Source organism: Rhodanobacter sp. OR92 (assembly GCF_000427545.1).
GTDB lineage: Bacteria > Pseudomonadota > Gammaproteobacteria > Xanthomonadales > Rhodanobacteraceae > Rhodanobacter > Rhodanobacter denitrificans.
Map to the genome: position 1 here is coordinate 137950 of NZ_KE386557.1, position 19687 is coordinate 157636.

At 67.4% G+C, this 19687-nt stretch carries 15 protein-coding genes and 1 tRNA gene; 4 read left to right on the forward strand and 12 right to left on the reverse strand.

Annotation, left to right across the window (positions count from 1 at the left end):
* Positions 1 to 48 precede the first annotated feature (48 nt).
* The 3 genes from RHOOR92_RS0114890 to RHOOR92_RS0114900 form a co-directional block, all read right to left on the reverse strand.
* Positions 49 to 1311, reverse strand: coding sequence for an alginate export family protein (locus RHOOR92_RS0114890; RefSeq protein WP_027490616.1), 1263 nt, complete (start codon positions 1309 to 1311; stop codon positions 49 to 51).
* 218 nt (positions 1312 to 1529) lie between these two features.
* Positions 1530 to 3047 (reverse strand): copper-containing nitrite reductase, encoded by a 1518-nt coding sequence (gene nirK / locus RHOOR92_RS0114895; RefSeq protein WP_027490617.1) that lies wholly within the window; start codon positions 3045 to 3047, stop codon positions 1530 to 1532.
* 126 nt (positions 3048 to 3173) lie between these two features.
* Positions 3174 to 3935 carry a helix-turn-helix domain-containing protein gene (locus tag RHOOR92_RS0114900; RefSeq protein WP_007507504.1) on the reverse strand — a complete coding sequence of 254 codons (762 nt, stop codon included), beginning with the start codon at positions 3933 to 3935 and terminating at the stop codon, positions 3174 to 3176.
* A 438-nt stretch (positions 3936 to 4373) separates the two neighbouring features.
* On the opposite strand from RHOOR92_RS0114900, the gene RHOOR92_RS0114905 reads away from it, so the two are divergent.
* Both RHOOR92_RS0114905 and RHOOR92_RS0114910 read left to right on the forward strand, forming a co-directional pair.
* Positions 4374 to 5987 carry a HAMP domain-containing methyl-accepting chemotaxis protein gene (locus tag RHOOR92_RS0114905; RefSeq protein WP_015448454.1) on the forward strand — a complete coding sequence of 538 codons (1614 nt, stop codon included), beginning with the start codon at positions 4374 to 4376 and terminating at the stop codon, positions 5985 to 5987.
* Between the two features lie 16 nt (positions 5988 to 6003).
* Entirely contained in the window at positions 6004 to 7809 is a 1806-nt protein-coding gene (locus RHOOR92_RS0114910) for a phosphodiesterase (RefSeq protein WP_027484441.1), read from the forward strand.
* Positions 7810 to 7932: 123 nt separating this feature from the next.
* On the opposite strand, the gene RHOOR92_RS0114915 is transcribed toward RHOOR92_RS0114910, so the two are convergent.
* The 7 genes from RHOOR92_RS0114915 to grxD all read right to left on the reverse strand — a co-directional run bounded on the left by RHOOR92_RS0114915 (position 7933) and on the right by grxD (position 16898).
* Positions 7933 to 8009, reverse strand: a tRNA-Asn gene (locus tag RHOOR92_RS0114915).
* Positions 8010 to 8078: 69 nt separating this feature from the next.
* Positions 8079 to 9479 (reverse strand): nucleotide 5'-monophosphate nucleosidase PpnN, encoded by a 1401-nt coding sequence (gene ppnN, locus RHOOR92_RS0114920; protein WP_007507498.1) that lies wholly within the window; start codon positions 9477 to 9479, stop codon positions 8079 to 8081.
* A 150-nt stretch (positions 9480 to 9629) separates the two neighbouring features.
* Complete coding sequence (locus tag RHOOR92_RS0114925) at positions 9630 to 12968, reverse strand: TonB-dependent receptor (protein ID WP_015448455.1); 3339 nt, start codon at positions 12966 to 12968, stop codon at positions 9630 to 9632.
* 363 nt (positions 12969 to 13331) lie between these two features.
* Entirely contained in the window at positions 13332 to 15044 is a 1713-nt protein-coding gene (locus tag RHOOR92_RS0114930; RefSeq protein ID WP_027490618.1) for a lysophospholipid acyltransferase family protein, read from the reverse strand.
* A gap of 98 nt (positions 15045 to 15142) precedes the next feature.
* On the reverse strand, positions 15143 to 15742 hold the full coding sequence (locus RHOOR92_RS0114935) for a YhgN family NAAT transporter (RefSeq protein ID WP_007507491.1): 600 nt from the start codon (positions 15740 to 15742) through the stop codon (positions 15143 to 15145).
* 65 nt (positions 15743 to 15807) lie between these two features.
* The gene (locus tag RHOOR92_RS0114940; RefSeq protein ID WP_015448458.1) at positions 15808 to 16578 is read right to left on the reverse strand and encodes an SDR family NAD(P)-dependent oxidoreductase; all 771 of its coding nucleotides are present in this window, start codon (positions 16576 to 16578) and stop codon (positions 15808 to 15810) included.
* The gene (grxD, locus tag RHOOR92_RS0114945; RefSeq protein ID WP_027490619.1) at positions 16575 to 16898 is read right to left on the reverse strand and encodes a Grx4 family monothiol glutaredoxin; all 324 of its coding nucleotides are present in this window, start codon (positions 16896 to 16898) and stop codon (positions 16575 to 16577) included. The genes RHOOR92_RS0114940 and grxD overlap by 4 nt, the downstream gene beginning before the upstream one ends.
* 114 nt (positions 16899 to 17012) lie before the next feature.
* Here grxD and RHOOR92_RS0114950 point away from each other — a divergent pair, with 114 nt between their 5' ends.
* The gene (locus tag RHOOR92_RS0114950; protein WP_007507484.1) at positions 17013 to 17606 is read left to right on the forward strand and encodes a Fe-Mn family superoxide dismutase; all 594 of its coding nucleotides are present in this window, start codon (positions 17013 to 17015) and stop codon (positions 17604 to 17606) included.
* Positions 17607 to 17673: 67 nt separating this feature from the next.
* Here RHOOR92_RS0114950 and RHOOR92_RS0114955 read toward each other — a convergent pair whose 3' ends face one another.
* On the reverse strand, positions 17674 to 18828 hold the full coding sequence (locus RHOOR92_RS0114955; protein ID WP_015448459.1) for a 5-(carboxyamino)imidazole ribonucleotide synthase: 1155 nt from the start codon (positions 18826 to 18828) through the stop codon (positions 17674 to 17676).
* Positions 18825 to 19328, reverse strand: coding sequence for a 5-(carboxyamino)imidazole ribonucleotide mutase (purE, locus tag RHOOR92_RS0114960; RefSeq protein WP_007507480.1), 504 nt, complete (start codon positions 19326 to 19328; stop codon positions 18825 to 18827). Before purE ends, RHOOR92_RS0114955 begins: the two co-directional genes overlap by 4 nt.
* A 58-nt stretch (positions 19329 to 19386) precedes the next feature.
* On the opposite strand from purE, the gene RHOOR92_RS0114965 reads away from it, so the two are divergent.
* Complete coding sequence (locus RHOOR92_RS0114965) at positions 19387 to 19656, forward strand: Trm112 family protein (protein ID WP_007507478.1); 270 nt, start codon at positions 19387 to 19389, stop codon at positions 19654 to 19656.
* Positions 19657 to 19687: the final 31 nt, after the last annotated feature.

A 19687-nucleotide genomic window follows, 5' to 3' on the forward strand; every position in this document is an offset into this window, starting at 1 on the left:
CCGGCGCGCTGACCTGGGTCAACGCGCTGGTGCGCATGGCGGTTTCGTTCAAGGTGCACCGGCCACGGCCTGCCGGCCGTGCCATTCCAGTTGCAGCCACAGTTTCGCGCTGTCGCGGCCGAAATCGTCGGCGCGATAGTCCGCCACCTTCAGCAGGCCGCTGAGGCCCGGCGCCAGCGGAAACGTCAGCGCGGCATCCCACTCGCTGCCGTAGCGAGCGCCGCGGTCGGCGCGGTAGTCGTGATATGCCACGCTCCAGCCCGGTTTGTCGGCGGCAGCGCCGCCGCGACTGAAGCTGCCGTTGACGCCGACGTAGCGATCCTCCAGCCCGCCGGGCGGGGTCACGCCGAACTGGTCGTCCCAGCCGTTGAACGCATGCAGCGTGGCCAGCGGCGTCTGCAGCGCGTGCCGGCCGTTGCCGCCCAGGTGCTCCCAGCCCAGCTTCGCGGTGATCCCGGACTGGCTCCAGCTCGGTTCCAGCAGCCAATAGCTGTGCGCGAAGCGCTGTGGGTTGTTGGCGTAGTCATATTGACGCGCCGCCTCCAGCGTCCAGCCCAGGCCGTTGCCCTCTCGCAGCGCCTTGCCGCTCCAGCGCAGGCCGTAGGTGGCGTTGGAAGCACTGTCCACGTCGCGGTCCTCGTGCAGATAGGCATAGCCGACCCATTGCTGGGCATCCCGGCTCCAGGCCAGGTTGAACAGATGGGTGTTCAACTTGCGCTTCCGCGCGAGCGGGTTCAGCGCATCGCGGCCGGCCACCCGGTGCACGCGGTCGAGCCAGTCGTAGCGCAGCGTCAGCGCCGCCGACGGCCGCCAGCGCAATTCGAGCGCGTCGAAGGTCTGCTCGTGCTGGCGCCAGCCGACGTTGCCGACCCAGCGCTGGTTGTCCAGCAGCAGCCGCTGGCGGCCCGCACTGGCGCCGAGCTTCTCGCCCTGCCAGCGCAGCCAGTACTGGTTGAACTCGCCGCCGCGCGGATCGGTCACCGCCGGATACGCGGTGCGGCCATTGGCGCCGCTGTTGTAGCGGCTGCCGGCGCTGGCCACGCCGGCGCCTTCGACCAGGCCGCTCCAGCCGTGCCCGAACTCGCCATGCAGGCCGAGGCGCAGGCGCACGGTGTCGGCCTCGGCGCTGCGCGCGAACGCATCGTCATCGACCCGCTCGTGACGCAGGCGGGCATCCCACTCCAGTTGCCACGACGGTCCGGCCGATGCTGCCGGCTCGCCGGTACTGACGGTTCCGCCGGTCGCCCAGGCCGGTGCGGCCAGGATGGCGAGCAGGCAGGCGGCCGAAAGACGGTTGCGTGCATGATTCATGGTGTTGCTCCCTTGAGGTCGGCGCAGTCTCGAAGCCGGCGCGCGCGCCCGGGCTGATCCCGGTCAAGTACCGCTCATGCAAGGTGCGGCCGTGACAACGCACCGCGGCCACGCTGGCCGTCGAAACGACAACGCCGGCCACGGGGGCCGGCGTTGTTTCACGCAGTGCTTCGTCTGGACGTCTTTACTTCCAGACAGTTTTTCAAGAACGGCCCGGATCAGTGCTCCGGTGCCGCCGCGGCGGGTGCCTCGGCGCGCGCCTTGGTCACCTCTTCCTTGCTGAACTGCCCGCCCGGGTTGCCCCAGCTGTTCAGCACGTAGGTGAGGATGTTCGCCACTTCGTCGTCGTTGAGCTGGCTCATCGGCGGCATCACCGAGTCGTACTCGTGGCCGTTCACCGTGACCTTGCCGGACAGGCCGTGCGTCACGATGGTCATCGCCCGCTTCGGGTCGGCCGCCAGGAAGTCCGACTTGGCCAGCGGCGGGAACACGTTCGGCAGGCCCTCGCCGTTCGCCTGATGGCACACCGAGCAGGTGCCGGTGAACAGCTGCTTGCCCGCCGCGACCTGCTCGGCCTTGGTCAGCGTGCCGGCCGCATGCGCCGTCGCCGCCGTGGTCACCGCCTTCAGGTTCGGCTCCGAGCGGTCGCCCAGGTAGACCGAGTCCACTTCCTTGCCCGAGTAGATCGTCTTGTCTTCCGGGCCGTCCACCTTGAGGATGCCCAGCGCGCCCTTGTTGAACGCGCGGAAGATCGAGTGGTCGACCAGCACGTAGCTGCCCGGCACGTCGGTGTGGAACTCCACCATCGCCGCGCCACCGGACGGGATCAGCGTGGTCTGCACGTTGTGCTGCGCCACCGTGCCGCCTTCGGGCTGCACCTTGTCGAAGATCTCGCCGATCACGTGGAAGCTCGACACCAGGTTCGGCCCGCCGTTGCCCACGAACAGCCGCACCGTCTGGTTGGTCTTGGCGGTCAGCGCGTTGTCACCGGTCAGCGCGCCTTCCTTGCCGTTGAACAGCACGTAGGTCGGGTGCTCGTCGATCGCCTTCTCCATGTCGAACGGCTGGTGGCCCTTCTGCCGGTACTTGCCGGTGGTGTAGAAGTCGCCCTGCATCACGTAGTACTCGTGGTCGACCTTCGGCAAGCCTTCCGGCGGCTCGACCAGGATCAGCCCGTACATGCCGTTGGCGATGTGCATGCCCACCGGCGCGGTGGCGCAGTGGTAGACGTAGATGCCCTGGTTCAGCGCCTTGAAGGTGAACCGCGATTCATGCCCCGGCGCGGTGAAACTCGACGCCGCGCCGCCGCCCGGCCCGGTCACCCCGTGCAGGTCGATGTTGTGCGGCATCTTGCTGTCCGGCGCGTTCTTCAGGTGGAACTCCACCGTGTCGCCCTGGCGCACCCGGATGAAGCTGCCCGGCACGGTGCCACCGAAGGTCCAGAACGTGTAGCTCACGCCTTCGGAGATCGGCATCTCCTTCTCCACCACCTCCAGCTCCACGATCACCTTCGCCGGGTAGTTGCGGTTCACCGGCGGCGGCACATGCGGCGGGCTGGTCAGCACCGCGTGGATCGGCTCACCCTGCGGCGGACCGAAGTCGCCGTGGGTGGCGGCGATCGCGGCGGGGCTGGCGTCAGCCTCCCCTACCGGCGATACCGCGGACGGCTTGCCGGAGCAGCCGGCAAGCGCCAGCGCGCCTGCCGCGGCAAGAATGAGGAACAACGAACGTGACATGGGTATCTCCCTGTGGTTTCTGCGTGCAGAGCCTAGGGAGACGTCGCGAAACGCGCTTGATGTATGTCATCTCTGTCGATGGAAAACGGCTGCTGCGTCAAGCCGCCACAGCTGCCGCGAAGCCAATCACTGCGGCAGCAGATTCTTGCCGATCTCGCGCAGTCTCTCGGGGTCGCGCAACACCATTTCGCGCCCCTCCAGTTCGATCAATCCCTGCTGGCGGAAACGGCTGAGCACGCGGCTCACCGTCTCGGCCGCCAGGCGCAGGTAGTTGGCGATGTCGCCGCGCGACATGCTGAGATGGAAGCGCGTGCCGGAGAAGCCGCGCTCCTCGTAACGCGCAGCCAGGTCGGTGAGGAAGGCGGCCATGCGCACGTCGGCGTTGTGGTCGCCGGCCAGCAAGGTGGCCATGCCGAGCTCCTTGCTGATCAGCCGGAACAACCGCTGCTGCACCGCCGGCATGCGCGTGGCCAGCGCGCTCATCGCGGGGAACGAGAAGCGGCAGAAGTAGGCCGTGTCCAGTGCTACCGCATCGCACGGAAACTGATCCGGGTAGATCGCGTTGAGGCCGATCACCTCGCCGGGCAGGTAGAAGCCGAGTACCTGTTCGCGTCCGGCAGGGTCGACCATGCTGGTCTTCACCGTGCCGGCGCGCACCGCGAAGATCGAGCGGAACGGATCGCCGGTGCGGAAGATGTGCTCGCCGGCGTGGAACGGCCCCACGTGCTCGACCAGGCAGTGCAGCGCAACCAGCTCCGGCTTGCCGTAACCTTCGGCGATGCATGCGCCGGAGAATGCGCAGGTGCGGCAGAAGTGCGTCTCGTCGCCATCGTCGGCGATCGGGCTGGGCGGTTCGGGCAGGCGGCCTGCCGAGTGGTTGTGGCGCATGGGGAACCTGTGGGGATCGCGCGTGGGGTTCGGGCGTGATGGCGCCAGGTCGCAGCCATCACGTCAACATGGGGCGGAACATATCGCGATGATACGCAACGGCGACGGTTGCGGTGGGCAATGCCGCGGGGCATGACGTCGCAGCAACGACTGCGCCCGGTTTTTGCCGGCCCGGAAAGAACAAGGGCCGGCATCGGGCGCCCGAAGTTGGACTCGAACCGGCGCCCCCTGATCAACAGCCCACCAGATTCTCCCGAAGCAACCATCGGCCCCCGCGACCCTGATCCTTCATGTACGCGGACTATGCTGAGCGGGCACATCGGGCGGAGCGTCATGATCGCTTCAAGACACTGAAATAAAACAGAAATATTTTAAACAGCGCTCAAGCTCCCTACCCGATCTGCCGCTAAACAAGCTCCTCCGACAGCCGGTATCCCCATGCTTCCGCGATTGTCTCTCCCCTCGCCGTCCTCGTTTGGTGCACGCCTGATCGCCCGTCTCGCGGGTACGGTGGCGCTGTTGTTGCTGGTGCTGCTGGTGTCGGCCGGATTGCTCAACCGCTCCGACATGCGGCTGCAGAGCATGGTGTCCGAAACGCTCGCACCCGCCTCGGCGGTGGGACATATCCAGAACGACTACGCCACGGTGCTGCAGACACTCACCCACGCCGCGCTCACCGAGCTGCCCTCGTCGGTCGACGATGCGCAGACGTTGATCGAGGCGCGCCGCGTGAGCATCGCCAGGTACCGGCAACGCCTGCTCGAGAGCGGCCTGGGAGCGCAGCAGAAGCAGCTGATCGGCCTGATCGACGTGCATCGCGCCGCAGCCGACCAGGCGGTGGACGAGGCCATGCAGCTGCTCAAGGCGGAACAGTTCGACCTGGCGCGGCTGAAAATATCCGGCGACGTCTACGACACCTTCGGCCCGCTGCAGAGCGACTTCTCCAACCTGTTCGGTTCGGCGCTGGACGACGGCCAGGCCACAGCCGCCGCCCAGCACCGGGTCAACAAGGTCGGTCTCTATACCCTGGTCGCGCTGGTGCTGGCGGCGATGGGCCTCACGCTGTGGATGGACCTGCGCATCCTGCGCCAGCTCACCAGGCGGCTGATAGCCGCCACGCGCGTGGCGTCGCGGATCAGCGAGGGTGCGCTGGGCACGCCGGTCGACCCCGGTCGCAACGACGAGATCGGTCGCCTGCTGGTCGGTCTCGGCGGCATGGACAGACAACTCGTGCAGGTGGTGCGACGCGTGCGCCAGCGTGCCGACACCCTCAGCCACGGCGCATCGGGCATGGCCGACGGCAACGATGCGCTGAGCCGGCGCACCGAGCTGCAGGCGATGCGGCTGGAGCAGACCTCCGGCGCCATGTCCCGCATCACCGCCACTCTGACCGGGCATCGGCAGCTCGGCACGCAGGTCGATCGCGCGGTGGACGAGGCACGCTGCCAGGCCGGGCTGGGCCGCACCGCGGTCGGCGAGGCGATCGATGCCATGGGCGCGATCGAGCGCAGCAGCCGCCGCATGGGCGACATGCTCGACCTGATCGATCGGGTTGCCTTCCAGACCCGGCTGCTGGCACTCAACGCCGCAGTCGAGGCCGCGCGTGCCGGTCAGCATGGCAAGGGTTTCGCCGTGGTCGCCATGGAGGTCCGCGAACTGGCGCAGCGCAGCTCGGAGGCCGCGCGCGACATTCGCCGCCTGATCACCGGCAGCGAACAAGCCGTGCGCACTGGCCTGGAGCGGGTGAGCCGCACCGGCGAGGTGATCGAGAGCATCGGCAGCAGCGTTGACCGCCTGGCCGAGACGGTGACCGCCATCCTCGCGGCAGGCCGCGCCCAGGCGGACGAGATCGCGGCGGCCAGCCAGGCGGTGATCGCCATGGACGCGATGACCCAGGAGAACGCCGCACTCGGCGAACAGGCTGCAGCCGCCAGCCGCGCCATGCTGGAGAGCGTCACCGCGCTGGTGCGCGACGTGGGCTTCTTCACCCTCCCGGACGAGGCAGCCGTCGCGGAACCGGCTGCCCTGCGGCCGGCCGAGGCACTCGCATGAGCACGGAACTCCCGCCATGACCCCAGCCTACGGCCCGGATCCCCGCCACGCGTCGCTGCTTGACCAGATCACCGGCGGCGCCGGCCTGCGCGCGGTGTTCCAGCCGATCGTGCGGCTGGACACCCTGACGGTGGTGGCGCACGAGGGCCTCAGCCGCCCGGCCGAGGCCGCCGCCGGCCTCAGCGTGCTGGACATGCTGGACCTGGCGCGTGCCAAGGGGCGGCTGGGCGAGTTTGAGCTGCTGGCAGCACGTACCGTGTGCGGCGCGTTCGCGGCCCAGGACGGCCATGGTCGGCTTCTGGTCAACCTCAGCGCACAGGCCGTGCTGCACGGTGGCCTACGACCGGACGAGGTGATCGATGCGCTGTCCGGCGCAGGCATCGGAATGGAGCGCGTCACGGTGGAGATCACCGAACGCGACGTCGTCAAGGACCCTGCCGAACTGGCCCATGCGCTGGGCTACCTGCGCGCCCGCGGCACGCGCATTGCGTTGGACGACTTCGGCAACGGCCATTCCAACTTCGAGATGTGGAACGAGCTGCATCCGGACGTGGTGAAGATCGATCGCTACCTGGTCAACGGGCTGGCGCGCAGTGCGGGAAAGCTCGCCATCGTGCGCGCGCTGTGCCGCGTGGCCGAGACGCTGGGCGCGGACCTGGTCGGCGAAGGCGTGGAAGAGGCGGAAGACCTGCGCATGCTGCGCGAACTGGGCATCTCCTACGCCCAGGGCTATCTGCTCGGCGTGCCCCTGCCGTCCCTCGTGGCCGATGTACGGGACGAGGCACGCGACGCCTTCCGCATCCACGCCGTCCCGGTGCCGCCGCACCCCCGCGGGCCGGTCACGCAACGGCCGCTGCAGGTCGGGCACCTGGCGATCGCCGCGCCGAGCCTCGCCGTGCAGCAGCTCAACGACGACGTGGCTGCGCTGTTTGGCCGCAACGAGTCGCTGCACGCGGTGGCGGTGACCGACCACGACCGTCCGGTCGGCCTGATCAATCGCCGCATATTCGCCGAACGCATGGCGCAGCCGTTCGCACGCGAGCTGTTCGGGCGCAAGTCCTGCATCAGCTTCATGCACGCCGAGCCGCTGCTGTGCGACGAGCAGCAATCGCTGGACAGCCTCACCGACGTGCTGCGCGGCGAGGACCAGCGCTACCTCACCGACGGCTTCATCATCACCCGCGAGGGGCGCTACCTCGGCCTTGGCACCGGCGAGTCGCTGGTGCGCCGGGTCACCGAGCAGCGCATCGAGGCGGCGCGCCACGCCAATCCGTTGACGTTCCTGCCCGGCAACATTCCGGTCACCGCCCACATCGAACGGCTGATGCGCGAGCTGCGGCCGTTCGTCGCCGCCTACATCGACCTCAACGACTTCAAGCCCTTCAACGACCAGTACGGATACTTCCGCGGCGACGAGATGATCCGCCTGCTGGCCGCCATCGTCACCACCAGCATCGATGCGCGGCACGACTTCGTCGGCCACATCGGCGGCGACGATTTCATGATCCTGTTCCAGAGCGGGGACTGGGAAACGCGCTGCCGCAGCATCATTGCCGCGTTCAACGAGCGGTCCCGCGCGCTGTTCGACGAACAGGACCTCGCGCAGGGCGGCATCGAGGGCGAAGACCGCCGCGGCGCACGGCAGCTGTTCGCGCTGACCACGGTGTCGATCGGCGCGGTGCAGGTGCCGGCGCAGGCGCCACGCCGCCCCGAGCTGATCGCTACGCTGGCCGCGCGCGCCAAGCGCCACGCCAAGCGCGGACGGCTGGGCTTCCATGTGCTCGCCGCCATGGGAGGCGAATGGCCGGAGCCGGCCGCCTGAACCGGACACGGTCCGCTTTGGCGCAATCGGCGCTCGCTGCCACATTGACGGCGCTGGGTGACACAACGATTTACACGCCGGCCAAGAAAAAGGGCCTGCATCGCTGCAAGCCCTTGATACATCTGGCGCCCGAAGTTGGACTCGAACCAACGACCCCCTGATTAACAGTCAAGTGCTCTAACCGGCTGAGCTATTCGGGCGGGAGCTGCGTAGTTTGCTGAGCACCCGACAAACTGTCAAGCCGCGCCGGGGGCTGCCGCCGCACTTCGTCAGGCGCTCAGCACCCGGTAGCACGGCACGTACGCGGTGCCGCCGGGAAGCTTCATGCGGTGCTGGTCGACGAAGGCCTGCAGCAGCTTGTCCAGTGCCCGCATGATGTCCGCGTCGCCGTCGATGGCGAACGGGCCGTGCTGTTCGATCGCCTGCACGCCTTCTTCCTTCACGTTGCCGGCGACGATGCCGGAAAACGCCCGACGCAGGTCGGCCGCCAGCGCGTGCCGCGGACGCTCGCGGTGGATCTGCAGCGCGCGCATCGCCTCGTGGGTGGGGCGGAACGGCTGCTGGAACTCCAGTGGAATCTGCAGCGCCCAGTTGAAGAAGAACGCATCCTTGGTGTCGAGCCGATTGTGGCGCACTTTTTCCAGGCCCTTGATCATCATCCTCGCGACCGTTTCCGGATCGTCGACCACGATCTGGTAGTGCCGGGCCACCTCGTCGCCCAGGCTGAGCCGCAGGAAGCGGTCGATCTGCTCGAAATAGGCGGCCGACTGGCGCGGCCCGGTGAAGATCAGCGGGAACGGCGTGCTGGCGTTGTCCGGGTGCAGCAGGATGCCGAGCAGGTAGAGGATTTCCTCGGCGGTGCCGACGCCGCCAGGGAACACGATGATGCCGTGGCCCAGGCGCACGAACGCCTCCAGCCGCTTCTCGATGTCCGGCATGATCACCAGGTGGTTGACGATCGGGTTCGGCGACTCGGCCGCGATGATGCCCGGCTCGGTGATGCCGATGTAGCGGTTGTGCCGGCGCCGCTGCTTGGCGTGCGAGATGGTGGCGCCCTTCATCGGCCCCTTCATCGCGCCGGGGCCGCAGCCGGTGCAGATGTCCAGCCCGCGCAGGCCGAGCTGGTAGCCGACCAGCTTGGTGTAGTCGTACTCCTCGCGCGAGATCGAGTGGCCGCCCCAGCAAACCACCAGGTTCGGATCGACCTGCGGCTTCAGGATGCGCGCGTTGCGCAGGATCTCGAACACGCTCTGGGTCAGCGCGGCGGAGGCGTCCAGGTCGAAGCCGACCTGTTCCAGCTGGGTCGACACGTAGACGATGTCGCGCACCACCGCGACCAGCAGCTCGTTGATGCCGCGGATGATCTGACCGTCCACGAACGCCTGTGCCGGTGCGTTCGACAGCTCGATCTTCATGCCGCGGTCCTGCTGCAGCACCTGGATGTCGAAATCCGGATACTGCTCCAGGATCGCGCGCGGATCATCGCTGATGTTGCCCGATGTCAGCACCGCCAGTGCGCAACGGCGCAGCAGCGCATGCAGGCCCGAGCCGCTGGCGCCGCGCAGGCGCGCCACTTCATGGCGCGAAAGTACGTCCAGGCCGCCGATGGGTGAGATCCGTGCGCTGACCGTGCTGGGCTTGCCGGCACGGCCGGCCTGAAAATCGTTCATCCGCTAATTCTCCTGCCGCTGACGGCGTGGCTGCCTCATGCAGCGCCGTGGCGGACCGCCTAGCATCCCTTGCTCGGCAGGCATGGGTCAAGACAAGAAAAACCGGCGCCCTCGCGGGCGCCGGTCCTGGGCCAAGCCAGTGACGGGCGATCAGAACGTGTACTTGACCGTCAGCAACACCGACCAGCGCTGGGCGAGATCGTCGCCGAAGTTCACGTAGGTCGGGATGGCGCGCGGCGCGTAGTTGCCGTTCGCATTGGTGTAGTTGCCGCCACTGATGTCGTAGATGTACTTGCCGGTGGCAGGATCCACGCCGTAGTAGTCGGCGAGGGCGCGGCCACCCGGGAAGGCCACCCGCTTCTCGATACCCCACTTCTTGTTCAGCAGGTTCGTGAAGTTGTAGACGTCGAGCTTGATGATGCCCTTGTTGCCCTTGAAGATGCCCGGAATCTCCTGGCTGAAGCTCAGGTCGATCTGGTTGATCCAGCCCGCGCGATCACCGTTGCGACCGGCGATGCCGCCCTGGTGATCCTTCAGGTAGTCGTTCTTCTGGATGTAGGCGTAGAACTGATCGATCCTCTGCTGGCTGACATTGGAGCGGAACTCCACCTCGCCCGGCTTCGGAATGTAGACCAGGTCGTTGGTGACGCCGTCGCCGTTGGCGTCGTTGCCGAAGGCCCAGCTGTACGGAGCGGCGTTGTGGCCGTCGTAGAAGATGCTGGCGCTGGTGGCGTAGTCGCCGAAGAAGCGATGCTGCCAGTTCAGGCTCGCCAGCACGCGGCGCGGAATCGAGTAGTTCGACGGGCTCGCCTTGTTCTCGCCCGGGTTGGTGATGTAGCTGTTGACATAGTTCGAACGGGCGACGCTCGACGTACCCGGGTTCACCTCGGTGGCGCGGCTCCAGGTGAAGCCGACCATGCCCGACCAGTCCTCCGAGAACGGCTTCTTCAACGACAGCGCCAAGCTGTCCGCCTTGCCGCGGCTGGTGTTAGCCAGGTTGATGGTGCCGTCGGTGAACGCCTTGTTGGCCAGGTAGCGGTTCGACTGTGCCTTGTTGCGCGGATCCAGCGAAATGTCCTTGTAGTAGCTGAAGCGGCCGTCCGGCAGCACGGCGGTGGGCGCGCCGGTGTTGTAGTTCTGGTACCAGATCGCGTCACGCACCTTGATGTGCTCGTAGTCGGCGGTGGCGATCAGGCCCCACCACGGCAGCTCCTTGTCGAAGCCCAGGCTGAGCTTCCACACGCTCGGCAGGCGGAAGCCCGGCTCGATCGTGTTGACGGTCTGGGCGCCGGTGCCCGGCGTGCCGTCGTTCTGGTGGTGCGGGTCGGCGCTGAACGCCGGCAGGTTGGTCTTGCAGCCTGACTGCGTGGGACCGCAGTTGAACTGGGTCTGGGTGACGCCCGAGTTGGAGTAGATGTTGCCAAGCCACACGGTCGGCGGGTTGGAGATGAACAGGCCCGCACCGCCGCGCAGCTGGGTCATGCGCTCGGTGTCGAACGCATAGTTGAACGACAGGCGCGGCTGCACCACGCGGTTGCCGTTGATGGTGGTCTGGTTGGTGCGGCCGAAGCCGCCCGTGGCCGGGGTGCCAGTGTGGGTGGCCGGGTTGTACGTGCCCGCTACCGGGGCAGCGGCGAACTTGGCGTTGTACAGCGGCTGGTCGCTGACCAGCGGAATGTCCACGCGCACGCCGTACTGTACCGACAGGTTCTGGTTGACCTGCCAGGTATCCTGCAGGAACACGCCCCACTGCTTCATGCGGAAGGCGGCGGCGACGTCGGCCGTGCTCAGGCCGTCCGCCGGGCGGTTGTAGCGGTACTGGTAGTAGCTGCCGCGCTTGAAGTTCTCCAGGCCGGTGTAGGGATTGCCGGTAGCCGGATTGATGTCGGCACTGTCCTCGAACGTGTAGCTGCCGTAGGCATTCTGCATGAACAGGTTGTAGATGTCGTTGTGCTCGTAGTCGAAGCCGCCCTTGATCGTGTGGTCACCGGCGTAATAGGTGCCGGCCCAGGCGAAGTTCAGCGTCTTGGTCTTGAGCACGTTGGCCTGGCTGGAGTACTCGGTGCCGAACTCCACCGAAGTGCCGTCGCTGAAGGTGGTCGGGTACACCCTCACGTCCGGGCTGGCGACACCGTTGTAGGGGCCGCGCAGCTGGTCGAACTTCGCGTACGACAGCGTGGTGTCGGTGGAGAAGTTCGACGACCAGTCGTCGTAGAAGTGCAGCGCGTAGCTCTTGTTGTCGACGTTGGTGGTGTACCAGCCGCTGGACAGGACCAGGTTGGTGTTGGTACCGGTGATGACCGGCTTGGTTTCCTTGGTGCGGCTGTAGGTGAAGCTGGCGCGGTGGTTGTCGCTGATGTTCCAGTCGATCTTGCCGAGGTAGCGCTTGTCCTGCAGGTTGGTGTTGCCGCCGCCGTAGCTGCCCGGGTCGGCCAGGCCCAGCGCCTTGGCGGCGTCGATCACCTTTTGCACCTGGGTCGAGGTCAGCCCGGCGATCGGCGTGGAAGCACCGGAATCCGCCGGACCATACGGGCTGCCCGCGCCTACCTTCACGCTCTTTTCCGCGGAAAGGAAGAAGAACAGCTTGTCCTTGACGATCGGGCCGCCCACGGTCGCGCCGCCCGTCCACTGGCGATCGAACGCGGTGTACTTCGCGTCGTTCTCGTTCTTGCCGATCATGTTCTGGTTCTGGAACACGTAGTAGACCGAACCATGGAAATCGTTGGTGCCGCTCTTGGTGACGGCATTCACGTTGGCGCCCACGCCCCGACGGATGGAGGTGTCGTAGTTCGCCGTGGAGATGTTGTACTCCTCGATCGTGTCCTGCGAGATCGGCGTGGCCAGCGTCGGCAGGCCGTTCGCGTTCAGGCCGAACGGATCGTTCGCGCTGACCGAGTCCACCGTGATGTTGTTGTAGCGGCTGTTCTGGCCGATGGCCGAGAACTCGCCGCGCTCGCGGTCGGTGATCACGATGCGCGGGTCGAGGCGGACGATGTTCTGGATCGAACGGTCCGGCGCCGGCATGGCCTCGATCTCGCGCCGGGAGACGTTGGTCGAGATGCCCTTGTTGTCGGGGCTGAAGGTCTGCGCCAGGGTGCTGGCCGAGACCGTCACGCCGCCCAGTTCGGTGGCCTGCTGCGCACTGGCACCGGCCAGCGTGATGTTGATGGCCGATTCCTGGGCCAGCTGCAGGTAGACGTTGTCGTGGTCGGCCTGCACACCGTCCTTGCTGGCCTTCACGTCGAACGGACCACCGACGCGCAGGCCCTGTGCCGCATAGCGGCCGTTGCTGTCGGTGGTGACCACCTTGGTGGTGCCCGACGGCTCATGCACGATCTGCACGGTGGCGCCGGCCACCGGCTGGCCCTTCGCGTCGAGCACGCGGCCGCTGATCGAGGAGGAGGTGTCCTGCGCGATGGCGGGCACCGACGCCGCCAGCAGCGAGGCAATGGCAAACGGCAGGAGTTTGGCGCGAATTCGGCTGTTCATTCTTGGGTCGTCCCTCAGGCTCGCAACGAAAAAAACGCTTGTTTGGGGCCAAAACCGCCGCCTGCCCGTCAGCTGCCAGGCGTGACCGGACGCAATGCGTGACCCCGGTTGTGGTATCGCCGCCACTCCACGGAGCATGGAGCCGCAAATAAGCTTCGCTCGCCGAACTTTTCCGCCTACGGCGATTGTTAAGCAACTTTAACGATATTGTATGACATTTTTGTAACAACCACACGTCGACGGCCATCATCGAATTTCCCCCAAGCCGCGTAGCGAACCGTTACGGATCAATGGGATAGATTCGCCCCGTCATCTCCATCGCGTCCCTGCCGCGCCACACCGGCCTGCCCTGCCTATACCGGATCACTCCCGCTTGCTGAGATATCGCGCACGTTTCGCCGGCTTCAGGTTGACCAGGTCGAGCATCACCAGGCCATCCACGCAGCCGGAAAAACCCGGATCCTCGCCGAAGTCGAGGAATTGCACGCCGGCGGGCTCGACCAGATCCACATACTGGCGATACAGCACCGGCATGCTGACGCCCAGCGCGTCCAGATGGTGTTTCAGCTTGCCCAGCCCGGCGATGGCGTCCAGCCCATCCAGCGCCTCACGCACGCCCTGCACCACCTCGGGCGAGACCACGAAGGGCTGGCGCGCGGCGGCCAGTCCCGGCACACCGAAATAATGCTGGTGCGCCGCGGCGATCCATTCGCGCGCCTCGCGCGGCAGGCTCATCGACATGCTCACCGGACCGAACAGGTAGCGCAGTTCCGGGTGCCGCTGCAGGTACAGGCCGATGCCCTGCCACAACTGGTCCAGTGCGCGCGAACGCCAGTAGGCCGGCGCAATGAAGCTGCGCCCCAGCTCCAGTCCCTGCGCCAGCCGCGACTCCAGCGCCGGCGAATAGTCGAACAGGCTGGAGGTGTACAGGCCGGCCATGCCGCGTTCGGCGATCAGCCGGCCGCCGTGGCCGAAGCGATAGGCGCCGACGATACGCAGCGCCTGCGGATCCCACAGCACCAGGTGTTCGTAATGCGGGTCGTAGGCGTCCAGGTCGCACCGGGCGCCGGTGCCCTCGCCGACCTTGCGGAACGTCAGTTCGCGCAGGCGGCCGATCTCGCGCATCACCGCGCTGTCGGGCGTGCCCATGAACAGCCAGGCCTGCTTGCCGTCGCCCAGGTCGGCCAGTTTTTCGCAGCGCGCCAGCCCCGCCGCAACCTCCGCGGCCGGCTCGGGCAAGGCCAGCGGCGCCTGGCCGCCGAACACCAGGCCGCGATGCTGGCCGACCCGGTAGACATGCCGGCGCATCAGCTTGGCGGCCTGCTTCGGCGAGCTGCCGCTGCGTTGCGCCAGCTCCTCAGCACCGACCAGGGCGCCGATGCTGAAACCGATCCGCCGCTTGCCGGGCGCCACTGCCTCGCGCGGCAGCATCGCCGTGCTCAGCGGCTTGGCCAGCATCGACAGGCCGTAGAACATGGCCGAGTTGCGAGCCGAGACGTGCACCGGCAGTACCGGCGTCTTGCTGCGCAAGGACAGCCGCGCGAAGCCGTCCGACCAGCGGCCGTCGCGCACGCCACCGGGGCGCACGCGCGACACTTCGCCAGCGGGAAACACGATCAGCGCCTCGCCATTCTCCAGCGCCCGATAGATGCCGCGCAGGCGCGAGGTGGCGCCCTTGCCGAACACGTCCACCGGCAGCAGCAACTGGCCCAGCTGCGGCACCGTCGCCAGCCAGTCGTTGCCGAGGATGCGCGCGTCGCGGCGGACCGAGCCGATCAGCTGCAGCAGCGCCAGTGCGTCCTGCATGCCCAGCGGATGGTTGGCCACCACCAGCAGCGGGCCGTCGACGGGAATGTTCTCCAGATCGCCGGGGTTGACGTGATGGCTGGTGCCGAGCACGTCCAGCACGCGATCGACGAAGTCGAAGCCTTCGGCGGCGCCGACCCGGTCCAGCACGCGGTTGAAGCCGTCTTCGTCGGCCAGGCGCCCGAGCATGCCGGCCATCGGGCGCCGCAGGCGGGGGTACTGCGCCAACCACGGCAGTCGATCTACAAGGGACTGTTCGATGCTCAGCATGTCTGCCTCCTCGGATTCCCCCCATCCTGGCGGCCGATTATGACAGCCGCACGAACATGCGAACCGGGTCCCGCGACAACAGGGGCAAAATCACCGTTTCAAACGTTCATGTGCAGGAACGACGCCACGCCGGCCATGAACATCTGCACCGACAAGGCGATCAGCAGCATGCCCATCACGCGTTCCAGCGCGGTCAGCACGCTCTCGCCCAGCCAGCGGAACAGATAGGTGGCGCTGAGCAGGATCAGCGAACTGGCCAGCCACGCCAGCAGCAGCGCGATGGTCCAGTCGGCGGTACGACCGGGCTGGGTATTGGTCAGCAGCAGCAACGCCGCCATCGCCGAGGGGCCGGCCACGCCGGGGATCGCCATCGGCACGATGAACGGCTCGCCGCCGCCGGCCTTGCCGAAGATGCCGCTGCCGTCGGCCGGCGGAAACACCATGCGGATGCCGATCAGGAACAGCACGATGCCGCCGGCGATGCTGATCGACTCCTGCTTCAGCTGCAGCAGCCGCAAGAAATACTGGCCGCCGAACAGGAACGCCAGCAGCACACCCAGCGCGATCAGCAGCTCGCGCACCATGACGCGACGCCGCCGCTTCGGCGGCACGTCCTTCAGCAGGCTCAGGAACAGCGGGATGTTGCCCAGCGGATCCATGATCAGGAACAGCAGGATGCCCGCCGACAGTGTGGTCATCTGCGATTCCATCTCGACTCCATTTTCGTTGGGCGGACGCCACGCCGGCGCCGCCGGGCAACCGTTCAGTCGACCCGCAAATCCAGTATGGCCCCACGCGCCGCCGCGCCCTGCGCGCTGAGCAGATAGACCGCGGCGGCAGCAGCCGCATCCGGCAGCGGTCGCTGCAGGATATCTTCGCCGAAATAAGCCAGCTGCCGCAGCGCCGTGCGCATCGGCGCGGGCAGCAGTGCATGGGTGCGCAGCGGGCCGTTATCGGTCTCCTCGTGCAGGATCGCCACGAACCGTTCCAGCGCCGCCTTCGATACGCCGTAGCCGCCCCAGTGCGCGCGCTGCAGCAGCGCGGGATCATCCAGCACGAACACCACCGCGCTGTCGGCGGCCTGGGTCAGCAGCGGCAGGCAGGCCTGGGTCAGCGCGAACGGCGCGTTGACGTTGACGTGCATTGCGCGCAGCCAGGCATCCGGCTTGTGCATGCTGATCGGGGTCAACCCGCCAAAACTGACCGCCGCGTGCACGATGCCGTCGAGCCGGCCGAAGTCGCGCTCCAGCCCCTCGGCCAGCGCAGCGTATTCGCGCGGCGTGGCCACTTCCATGTCCAGCGGATGGATCACCGGCTCGGCCAGGCCTTCGGCCAGCATCGCGTCGTACAACTGTTCCAGCTGACGTTTGCGCTTGCCGGTGATCACCACCGTGGCGCCCGCTCGCGACACAGCTCGCGCCACCGCGCCGCCGAGCCCGCCGTAGGCGCCAGTGACCAGCACCACGCGACCGGCCAGGGTCTCGGGGGGCGGCTGCCAGCCGACCGGCAATCGGGAAACCGGCAGCGTCGTCAAAGCGCCACCCCGGCCACGTCGCTGGCCATGCGCGACAATTCGCCGGAGGACTTCAGATCCTCGACGATGTCGCAGCCGCCGATCAGTTCGCCCTGGATGAACAGCTGCGGAAAGGTCGGCCAGTTGGAGAAGTGCGGCAGCGCCGCGCGGATCTGCGGATCGGCCAGCACGTTGACCGCATGGAACACGGCGCCGGCCTCGGTCAACGCCCTGGCCGCGCGACTGGAAAAGCCGCACATCGGAAATTCGGGCGTGCCCTTCATGAAAAGCACGATGGGATGCGCGGCCAGCATCGCCTTGATTTGCTCGTTGATGTCCATAGCTCGGTGATTCATCTTTACAATGCAGGCAGACCGGTATTGTATCAGTCACCCGTCGGCTGCCGTCCGCTGCGCCGGCCTTTTCTCCCCCCGCCACCGTCAAGGAGCCTCATCATGGCGATCGAACTTCCTCCGCTGCCGTACGAAAAGAACGCACTGGAACCGCACATTTCCGCCGAAACGCTGGAGTACCACTACGGCAAGCACCACCAGGCCTACGTGACCAACCTCAACAAGCTGATCGAAGGCACCGAGTTCGCCAACGCGCCGCTCGAGGAAATCATCCGGAAGTCGTCCGGCGGCGTGTTCAACAACGCCGCGCAGATCTGGAACCACACGTTCTACTGGAACTCGATGAGCCCCAGCGCTCCTCAAGGCCGGGGCGGCGGCGCACCGAGCGGCAAGCTGGCCGACGCGATCACCAAGGCGTTCGGCTCGTTCGACAAGTTCAAGGAGGAGTTCAGCAAATCCGCCGCCGGCAACTTCGGCTCGGGCTGGACCTGGCTGGTGCAGCGCCCGGACGGCTCGCTCGGCATCGTCAACACCTCGAACGCGGCCACCCCGATCACCGGCAGCGACAAGCCGCTGTTCACCACCGACGTGTGGGAACACGCCTACTACATCGACTATCGCAACGCCCGCCCGAAGTACGTCGAGGCGTTCTGGAACCTGGTGAACTGGGAATTCGCAGCCGGCAACCTGGCCTGACTCCCCCATCGCAAACAAAAAAACGGAGCCCTGGCGGCTCCGTTTTTTTGTGCCCATGCCCGGCGGTTCAAGCGAGCACGGACAACACCGGCGCCACCTGCGCCTCGCGCCCGAGTGCCACGGCCATACCGCCCAGCCGTGTGGCCAACAGTCCGGCATCGGGTGCGCACACCGTGGCATGGCCCACCTTGCGGCCTGGCCGGGCCTGCTTGCCATAGTCGTGCCAGTGCGCATCGACGCCCTGCAATACCGCCGTGGCGTCAGGCAGCTCGCCGATCCAGTTGAACATCGCCGACGGGCTGCGTGCGCCGGTGTCGCCCAGCGGCAAGCCGAGCACCGCGCGCACGTGATTCTCGAACTGGCTGGTGTGGGCGCCCTCGATGGTCCAGTGGCCGGAATTGTGCACCCGCGGCGCCATCTCGTTGCCCAGCAGTTCGCCGTTCCTGACGAACAGCTCCAGCGCGAACACGCCGACGTAGTCCAGCCGCTCGGCCAGCGTGCGGGCCAGCTCGGTGGCGCGCGGCTGCAGCAGCTCGATATCCGGCGCCGGTGCCAGGCTCATCGACAGCACGCCGTCGACATGCCAGTTGCGGGTCAGCGGCCAGGTGCGGAAATCGCCATCGCGCCCGCGCACGGCGAGCACCGACAGTTCGCGTTCGAACGGCACGAACGCCTCCAGGATCAGGCCATGCTTCGCCGCCTGCGCGCCGAGCGCGGCCCACGCCGGGTCCGCATCCGCCAGGTCATGCAGACGGAACTGACCCTTGCCGTCGTAACCGAGCCGGCGCGTCTTCAGGATCGCCGGTGCGCCGACCGTCGCCAGCGCCTGGTCCAGTTGCTCGCGCGTATCCACCGTCATGAAGTCCGGGGTGGGCAGCCCGCACTCGCGGAACAGGGTCTTCTCGGCCAGCCGGTCCTGCGCCACCGCCAGCGCGCGCGGGTTCGGAAACACCGCCACCCGTTCGGCCAGCCGTTGCGCCGTCTCGGCCGGCACGTTCTCGAAATCGAAGGTGACCACATCGACCCGGGCGGCGAACGCCTCCAGCGCGGCATAGTCGGTCCAGTCGGCTACCAGCAGCGGCGCGACCTGTCCCGCACAGGCGTCGGCCACGCTGTCCACCGCCAGTGTCTTCACGCCCAGCGGCGCTGCCGCCAGCGCCAGCATGCGCGCCAGCTGGCCGCCGCCGAGTACGCCCAGCACGGGTTGCCGTCGCCCGCTCATTGACGCGGATCCGGCTGTTCCAGCACGGCCCGGGTCTGGCGTGTGCGCCAGTGGTCCAGCGCCGTGGCCAGCGCCGGGTCATGCAGCGCCAGCACCGCGGCGGCCAGCAGGCCGGCGTTCACCGCGCCGGCGCGGCCGATCGCCAGGGTGCCGACCGGGATGCCGGCCGGCATCTGCACGATCGACAGCAGCGAATCCATCCCGTTCAGCGCCTTCGACTGCACCGGCACGCCGAACACCGGCAGGCGCGTCTTGGCCGCCAGCATGCCGGGCAGATGGGCGGCACCGCCGGCGCCGGCGATGATCACCTGGATCCCGCGCGCCGGCGCCTGTTCGGCGTAGCTGAACAGCAGGTCCGGCGTGCGGTGGGCGGAAACCACCTGCACCTCGTGCGGCACGCCCAGCTCGGTCAGCACGTTGGCCGCGTGCTGCATGGTTTCCCAGTCCGAACGCGAGCCCATCACCACGCCGATGCGCGGCGCTCTGCTTGTTCCTGTCATGGCCGGGCCGTCCAAAAGCGGCTATTGTACGGGCTTTCCCCACCCCGCACACCCAAGCATGGACAAGCGTCTGCTCGACATCCTGTGCTGCCCGGTCAGCAAAATGCCACTGCGTCCGCTGGGCAAGCGCGAACTCGACGCGCTGAACGACGCCATCGGCGCCGGCAAGGTCGACACCGTGGCCGGCGCCGCCGTGCACGAGCGGGTCGGCGAAGGCCTGATCACCACCGACCACAAGGTGATCTACCGGGTCGAGGACGGCATTCCGGTGATGCTGCCCGAGGAAGGCATCGGTACCACCCAGCTGACCGGCTTCCCCGCCGGCTGAAAGCGCCTGGCGGCTGAAAGCGCCCGGCGCA

Coding starts and splice junctions, on each gene's coding strand:
- RHOOR92_RS0114890 (WP_027490616.1), bottom strand. CDS start 1,311: ATGAATCATGCACGCAACCGTCTTTCGGCCGCCTGCCTGCTCGCCATC.
- nirK (WP_027490617.1), bottom strand. CDS start 3,047: ATGTCACGTTCGTTGTTCCTCATTCTTGCCGCGGCAGGCGCGCTGGCG.
- RHOOR92_RS0114900 (WP_007507504.1), bottom strand. CDS start 3,935: ATGCGCCACAACCACTCGGCAGGCCGCCTGCCCGAACCGCCCAGCCCG.
- RHOOR92_RS0114905 (WP_015448454.1), top strand. CDS start 4,374: ATGCTTCCGCGATTGTCTCTCCCCTCGCCGTCCTCGTTTGGTGCACGC.
- RHOOR92_RS0114910 (WP_027484441.1), top strand. CDS start 6,004: ATGACCCCAGCCTACGGCCCGGATCCCCGCCACGCGTCGCTGCTTGAC.
- ppnN (WP_007507498.1), bottom strand. CDS start 9,479: ATGAACGATTTTCAGGCCGGCCGTGCCGGCAAGCCCAGCACGGTCAGC.
- RHOOR92_RS0114925 (WP_015448455.1), bottom strand. CDS start 12,968: ATGAACAGCCGAATTCGCGCCAAACTCCTGCCGTTTGCCATTGCCTCG.
- RHOOR92_RS0114930 (WP_027490618.1), bottom strand. CDS start 15,044: ATGCTGAGCATCGAACAGTCCCTTGTAGATCGACTGCCGTGGTTGGCG.
- RHOOR92_RS0114935 (WP_007507491.1), bottom strand. CDS start 15,742: ATGACCACACTGTCGGCGGGCATCCTGCTGTTCCTGATCATGGATCCG.
- grxD (WP_027490619.1), bottom strand. CDS start 16,898: ATGGACATCAACGAGCAAATCAAGGCGATGCTGGCCGCGCATCCCATC.
- RHOOR92_RS0114950 (WP_007507484.1), top strand. CDS start 17,013: ATGGCGATCGAACTTCCTCCGCTGCCGTACGAAAAGAACGCACTGGAA.
- RHOOR92_RS0114955 (WP_015448459.1), bottom strand. CDS start 18,828: ATGAGCGGGCGACGGCAACCCGTGCTGGGCGTACTCGGCGGCGGCCAG.
- purE (WP_007507480.1), bottom strand. CDS start 19,328: ATGACAGGAACAAGCAGAGCGCCGCGCATCGGCGTGGTGATGGGCTCG.
- RHOOR92_RS0114965 (WP_007507478.1), top strand. CDS start 19,387: ATGGACAAGCGTCTGCTCGACATCCTGTGCTGCCCGGTCAGCAAAATG.